The 6,008-nt window shown below is 64.3% G+C and carries 5 protein-coding genes; 2 read left to right on the top strand and 3 right to left on the bottom strand.

Annotated features, from left to right (window positions below):
- A partial coding sequence (locus KDH09_16715) for a hypothetical protein (protein MCB0221341.1) occupies positions 1-1,802 on the top strand: 1,802 nt, incomplete at its 5' end.
- A gap of 151 nt (positions 1,803-1,953) precedes the next feature.
- Here the strand turns inward: KDH09_16715 and KDH09_16710 are convergent.
- On the bottom strand, positions 1,954-2,463 hold the full coding sequence (locus tag KDH09_16710; protein ID MCB0221340.1) for a hypothetical protein: 510 nt from the start codon (positions 2,461-2,463) through the stop codon (positions 1,954-1,956).
- Between the two features lie 165 nt (positions 2,464-2,628).
- Here KDH09_16710 and KDH09_16705 point away from each other — a divergent pair, with 165 nt between their 5' ends.
- Positions 2,629-3,123, top strand: coding sequence for an MAPEG family protein (locus KDH09_16705; GenBank protein ID MCB0221339.1), 495 nt, complete (start codon positions 2,629-2,631; stop codon positions 3,121-3,123).
- Positions 3,124-3,126: 3 nt separating this feature from the next.
- On the opposite strand, the gene cysN is transcribed toward KDH09_16705, so the two are convergent.
- Positions 3,127-5,076 (bottom strand): sulfate adenylyltransferase subunit CysN, encoded by a 1,950-nt coding sequence (gene cysN, locus KDH09_16700; GenBank protein ID MCB0221338.1) that lies wholly within the window; start codon positions 5,074-5,076, stop codon positions 3,127-3,129.
- Positions 5,076-5,987, bottom strand: a complete 912-nt coding sequence (cysD, locus tag KDH09_16695) for a sulfate adenylyltransferase subunit CysD (GenBank protein MCB0221337.1) — start codon at positions 5,985-5,987, stop codon at positions 5,076-5,078. The genes cysN and cysD overlap by 1 nt, the downstream gene beginning before the upstream one ends.
- Between the last annotated feature and the right edge of the window lie 21 nt (positions 5,988-6,008).

The raw sequence follows: 6,008 nt of genomic DNA, 5'->3' as shown, positions 1-6,008 counted from the left end.
CGCTATGCTCCCCCCACATGGCGCGCGCGAAGGAACAAACGCTAAGTCCCTGGCTGCAGGGACCGGCATCCGATCTGCTGCTTGGTTGCGGGCTGCTCTATGCGGGCGTTTTCGCCTACCTGAGCCTCATCTCCGCCGACGCGATGCTGAGCGGCTCGACCTGGCTTGCCGCCGCCGTCATCCTGCTCACCGGCGTGCCCCACTACGGCGCGACGCTCCTTCGCGTGGTCGAGCACCCGCAGGCGCGCGCCCAGTACAAGCGCTGGACGACCTGGTCGGGGCTCATCGTCTGGGGCATCTTCGCCCTGGGACTTTATCAGCAATACGTGGGCTCGCTGCTGCTCACGACCTATCTTTGCTGGAGCCCCTGGCACTACACGCTCCAGAACTACGGCATCGCCCTCATGTTCCTGCGGAGGCGCGGGATCGAGACCGACCAGCGCGCGCGGCGCCTGCTCTATGCCTCTTTCATCCTGAGCTTCGCGCTCACCATGATCGTCCTGCACGGGCAGGCCGCCGGTGGTATCTACGTGCCCATCAGCTTTGCCGGCAGCGCGTTCTCGTTCATCTCGCTGGGGATTCCGCTCGACGCGCAGGCCGCGCTCTTTACGCTTACCCTGTGCGCCTACCTCATCGCGCTCGCCAGCGTGCTCATTCCGCTGCTGCGCGCCCATTCGATGCGAGCGCTTCTCCCGGTCCTCGCGGTCATCTTCGCGCAGGCCCTGTGGTTCAGCGTGCCGGCGGCCTTTCGTTTTTACGGCCTCGGACAGGGGATCGCCTCGCTCTCGGTGAGTTCGAGCGCGCAGGCCTTCATGTGGGTGGGCGTCGCCCATTCCGTTCAGTATCTGTGGATCACCGATTACTTCGCCGCGCGCTCCGCGCCCGCTCACAACCACGCGCGCTACTTCATGCGCGCCGTGCTGGCGGGCAGCATCATCTGGATCGCGCCCATGATCCTCTTCGGCCCGAGCCTCCTGGGCCCCCTGCCCTACGACGCCGGCCTGCTGGCGCTGGCGGCCTCGGCGGTGAACATCCAGCACTTCATCCTCGACGGCGTAATCTGGAAGCTGCGCGACGAGAAGATCGCGGGCGTGCTGGTGCGCAACGAGACCCGCGAGGACGCGGCGCCGCAACCGGCCTGGGCAAGGCGCGCATTCCTCGGGGTCGGGGCGCTTTGCTTTGCGATCTATGCAGGCAATATCTACGAGCGCGAGTTCGGCATGGCCCGCGCGCTCATTGCCGGGGACTTCGCGCGCTACGAGCAGGCCGAACAGCGCCTGGGATGGCTGGGCCTTGCCGGGTACAAGGGGCGCTCCAATGCCGCGCTCGTCTACGAGAGCAAGGGCGACTACGCCCGCGCCATCGAGCAGCTCGAGCGATCCCTCAAGGAATGGGAGAGCCCCGAGTCCTGGTCGCGGCTCTGCTACTACTACCAGCGCGCCCGGCGCTCGGCCGAGTCGCGCCTCCCCTGCACGCGCGCCTTCGAGATGAGCCGCACCCCCGATGCGGCGCTCCAGCTCGCGCTGGTGCTCTCGGTCTACCCCGAAGACCCCGCCCGCGATCCTGCACGCGCGGTCGTGCTGGCCGAAGATGCCGTCCGGCAGGTCGGCGAGCGCGACCCCTTTGCCCTCAACGTGCTCGGCATCACCTACGCCGCAACCGGACGCTTTGACGATGCCATGCGCGCTGCGAGCAACGCCCTCTACGCAGCGCAATCGCTGGGCGAGAGTGAGCTGGCGAAAAAAATCGAAACGTTGCTGGCCGGATACCAGCGCGGAGAGGCCTACCGGCCGCCGAACTAGGGCTGGAAGTCATCTCATAAGGCATCACCCAGATCCTGTCATCCTGAGCGCAGCGAAGGATCGCGTAGAGACGGCGTGGACGCGATTCTTCGGGATGCTTTGCATCCCGAAGAATGACAAATTCTTGAATGACTGATTTGGGAGATGGCTCTTAGTTGAAGGGGCGCATGTCGAAGGGGCGATCCGGGCCTTCCAGCAGAAACGGCAACAACCGGCGGCGTTCCCACTTCGTAAACCCGACGCGGCCGATTCCAAGGTAGAGATGCTCGTCCACCTTGCGGACTTCATCGCGCATCGTCCCTATATAGCCGCCGTTGTAGGTGGAGTAGTCGAGGTGGTAGCTCTCGCCGGTGGTGAGCTTCGAGGCACCTACGGAGGTTCGCATCTGGAAACGCCGCACATCCCGGCCGCGAAGGACGAACCCGTTGTAGCCGCGACTGGCCGAAGAAGAGACCGGAAGGAACGCCTTCGAGCGCCACTTGCCCGGAAGGTTGATGGCCAGCTTGCCAACAAGGTTTTCCCAGGCGGCGCCCTGGTCAAGCAGCGTCGCGGCGAACTCGCCGTTCATCTCTTCGAGCGAGGGGCTCGGTAGTTCCTTGAACAGAATCACCAGATCCTCACGCGGCATTTTTCGAAGCTCGAACGGAGTAACTGCTGGCATTTTCGACACCCTCCCAGACTGACTCCAGCCTAAAATCCCGGCGCGCGCGGATCAATCACGGGGGTGAGCGAGCGCCACCTCCGGGAAGGATTGCGGATTCTCGGGCTTCTGTGAGAAGCTGGGCCCATGAGCTTTCAATCACAGCGGCGGCGCGTGCTGGCCGGCATGGCGGGCGCGGTGCTGTTCGCGGCGCTCTTCCTCTGGCTTGTGCCGGGCCTCCTGCCAGAGCCCGCGGCAACGTCGATGGGCGAACAACTGACCTATGCCCTGCGCTGGGAGTTGCTGCCGGGGGCGACGCTGCTACTTGGAATCGCTCTCATCGCCAGGCGCCGGTTCTTTGATGAACGAATCATCGAGGGCGGTCCCGCGCCCCAGGCCCCCGGGGAGCCGCTTCCCGCGCTGGAGATTGACCTGCGCTATCTGCGGAACACGCTCGAACAGGTCGCGCTGGCATTCGTCGGGCACATGGCGCTGGCAACGCTGCTGAATGGAGATTCCCTGCGCGTGCTCGGCGCGCTGGCGATCCTCTTCGTGATCGGGCGAGTCACGTTCAGAATCGGTTACGCCATCTCACCCGTCGCGCGCGCGTTCGGGTTCGCGGCGACGTTTTATCCGACAATCGGCGTCTATCTGTATTGCTGCTGGAAGCTGGTGCGATAAGGCCTAGAGGCTGGCGCGCAGGAAGCCGCGCTCTTCGAGAAGAGCATACAGCCGCTCGACGCACTCGCCGAGCGAAAGATCGAAGGCCGCGAGGGTGAGGTCCGGCTCGGCGGGCGCTTCGTAGGGGCCGTCCACGCCGGGAAGGCCCTTGATCTCGCCGGAATCAGCCCTGGCATAGAGCCCGCTCGAATCCCGCTCTCGGCAGACGTCGATGGCTGCGGAGACGTGAACTTCGAGGAAGCGCTCGGCGCCCACCAGCTCGCGCACACGGTGGCGCGCCGCGCGCGAGGGGGCGACCGCCGGGAGCAGGCAGATGAGTCCGCCGCCGCTCAGCAGTCTTGCGGTCTCGGCCTCGCGCTCCACCAGGGTATCAAGCGCTTCGCTGGAGTAGCCCAGATCCTTGCCCATGCCCTCGCGCGATTTCTCGGGATCGATCACAAAGGCGGTACGGCCGGCTTCGAAGAGCTTGCGCTCCAAGCCGTAGGCGATGCTGCGCTTGCCGGCGCCGATGTGCCCGGTGAGCAGCACCGTGAGCGGCTGCTGGCCAAAGCGCATGGAGCGCTCGATGCCGGTGAGCGGCCGGTACTCACTTGCCTCACCCGCGCCCTTGGCCGGCCCCAGATCGGCGCCCTCGGAATAGGGATCGCCCACTTCGGGATCGAGAATCATGCCCGCACCGACGGTGACGTTGGTCATCTTGTCCACCACGATGAAGGCGCCGGTGTTGCGGTTCTTCGTGTAGGGGTCCCAGCACAGCGGCTCGCTGAGGGTGACCCCGCAGCGGCCGATCTCATTGAGTGCAAGCGTCGGGGCCTGCCCGCGCTCGAGCGTGTTCACGTCCACCTTGTAGTGAAGCGTGGAGACGAGCGCGTTGGTGAGCCGCGTGGTGTGCTTGATCCAGTAGGACTTGCCCGGGACCATCGGTTCTTCGGCCATCCACACGATCATGGCGTCGACGTCCTGTCCCACATGGGGCAGGTTGTCCTTGCGCACGATCATGTCGCCGCGGCTCACATCCACTTCTTCAGTGAGCGTGATGGTGGGCGCCTGCGGGGTGAAGGCCTCGTCCAGGTTTCCGTCGAAGGTGACGATATCTTTGACCCGCGTCGTCTTGCGCGAGGGAAGCACCATCACTTCGTCGCCGGGCCTCACGATGCCCGAAGCGATCGTCCCGGCAAAGCCGCGGAAATCGAGGTTCGGGCGGATGACGTACTGCACCGGGAAGCGGAAGTCGTCGAGGTTGCGGTCGCCGGCAATGGGAACAGTCTCCAGATACTCCATGAGCGCCGGGCCGTCGTACCACGGTGTGTTCTCGCTGCGGTCCACGACGTTGTCGCCGTTGAGGGCCGAGAGCGGGAGGAACTGCACGTCCTTCATGCCGAGTTTGTCGGCGAAAACCATGTACTCGTCGCGAATCCTGTTGAAGACTTCCTGCGAGAAGTCCATCAGGTCCATCTTGTTGATGGCCACGGCGATGTGCTTGATCCCCAGCAGCGCGGTGATGAAGCTGTGACGCAGCGTCTGGGTGGAGATCCCGTTGCGCGCGTCGATCAGGATGATTGCCAGATTGCAGGTCGAGGCCCCGGTCACCATGTTGCGGGTGTACTGCTCGTGCCCGGGCGTATCGGCAATGATGAACTTGCGGCGCGAGGTCGAGAAATAGCGGTAGGCCACGTCGATGGTGATGCCCTGCTCGCGCTCGGCGCGCAGCCCGTCCACCAGCAGCGAGAGGTCAATCCCCTCGCCTGCCGAGCCCTTGCGCTCGGATTCCTTCTGAATGGCCTGGAGCTGGTCCTCGTAGATCAGCTTCGAGTCGTGGAGCAGACGCCCGATGAGCGTGCTCTTGCCATCGTCGACGCTGCCGCACGTGAGGAAGCGAAGCAGCTCCTTGCGCTCATGCTCGGCAAGGTAGGCCTCGATGTCCTTCTCGATGAGTTCGCTTTGATGGGACACTAGAAATATCCCTCGCGCTTCTTCTGTTCCATCGAACCGGCTTCGTCGAAGTCGATGACGCGGCCCTCGCGCTCGGAGCGCTTGGCCAGCAGCATTTCCTGGATGATCTGCGGCAGGGTGTCGGCGCTCGATTCGATCGCGCCGGTAAGGGGGTAACAGCCCAGGGTGCGGAAGCGCACCATACGCTCCTGAACTTTCTCGCCCGGCTCGAGCGGGAAGCGGTCGTCATCGACCATGATCAGCACGCCGTCGCGCTCGACCACCGGCCGTTTGGCGGCATAGTAGAGCGGCACAATGGGGATGTTTTCCAGATAGATGTACTGCCAGATGTCGAGTTCGGTCCAGTTCGAGAGCGGGAAGACGCGGATCGACTCTCCCTTGTTCACCTTGCCGTTGTAGAGGTTCCACAGCTCCGGGCGCTGGTTCTTGGGGTCCCAGCGGTGGAACTTGTCGCGGAAGGAATAGACGCGCTCTTTCGCGCGGGATTTCTCCTCGTCGCGGCGCGCGCCGCCAAAGGCCGCGTCGTAGCCGCCGGCCTCCAGGGCCTGAAGCAGCCCCTCGGTCTTCATGATGTTCGTGTGCTTGGCGCTGCCGTGGGTGAAGGGACCGATGTCTTCCTTCTCACCGCGCGGATTGATGTGCACCTTGATCTCGAGCCCCAGCTCCCGAGCCATGCGCTCGCGGAAGGCGATCATTTCCTTGAACTTCCAGCGGGTGTCCACGTGAAGCAGCGGAAAGGGCAGTTTGCCCGGGTGGAAGGCCTTGAGCGCCAGGCGCAGCATCACCGAGGAATCCTTGCCGATCGAATAGAGCATCACCGGGTTGTCGAACTCTGCGGCAACCTCGCGGATGATGTGGATGGACTCGGCTTCGAGTTCCTTGAGATGTGTCAGGCGGTGCTGGTCAATCATGGGTCTTCTGATGCCGGAGGG

This window comes from Chrysiogenia bacterium (genome assembly GCA_020434085.1).
GTDB lineage: Bacteria > JAGRBM01 > JAGRBM01 > JAGRBM01 > JAGRBM01 > JAGRBM01.
Note: the sequence above shows the minus strand (reverse complement) of the source record. Positions and strands in the feature narration are given on the sequence as shown.

Excerpts from the sequence above, each read along its gene's own strand:
- KDH09_16705 (MCB0221339.1), top strand. The coding sequence starts at position 2,629 with ATGGCGGGCGCGGTGCTGTTCGCGGCGCTCTTCCTCTGGCTTGTGCCG.
- KDH09_16710 (MCB0221340.1), bottom strand. The coding sequence starts at position 2,463 with ATGCCAGCAGTTACTCCGTTCGAGCTTCGAAAAATGCCGCGTGAGGAT.
- cysD (MCB0221337.1), bottom strand. The coding sequence starts at position 5,987 with ATGATTGACCAGCACCGCCTGACACATCTCAAGGAACTCGAAGCCGAG.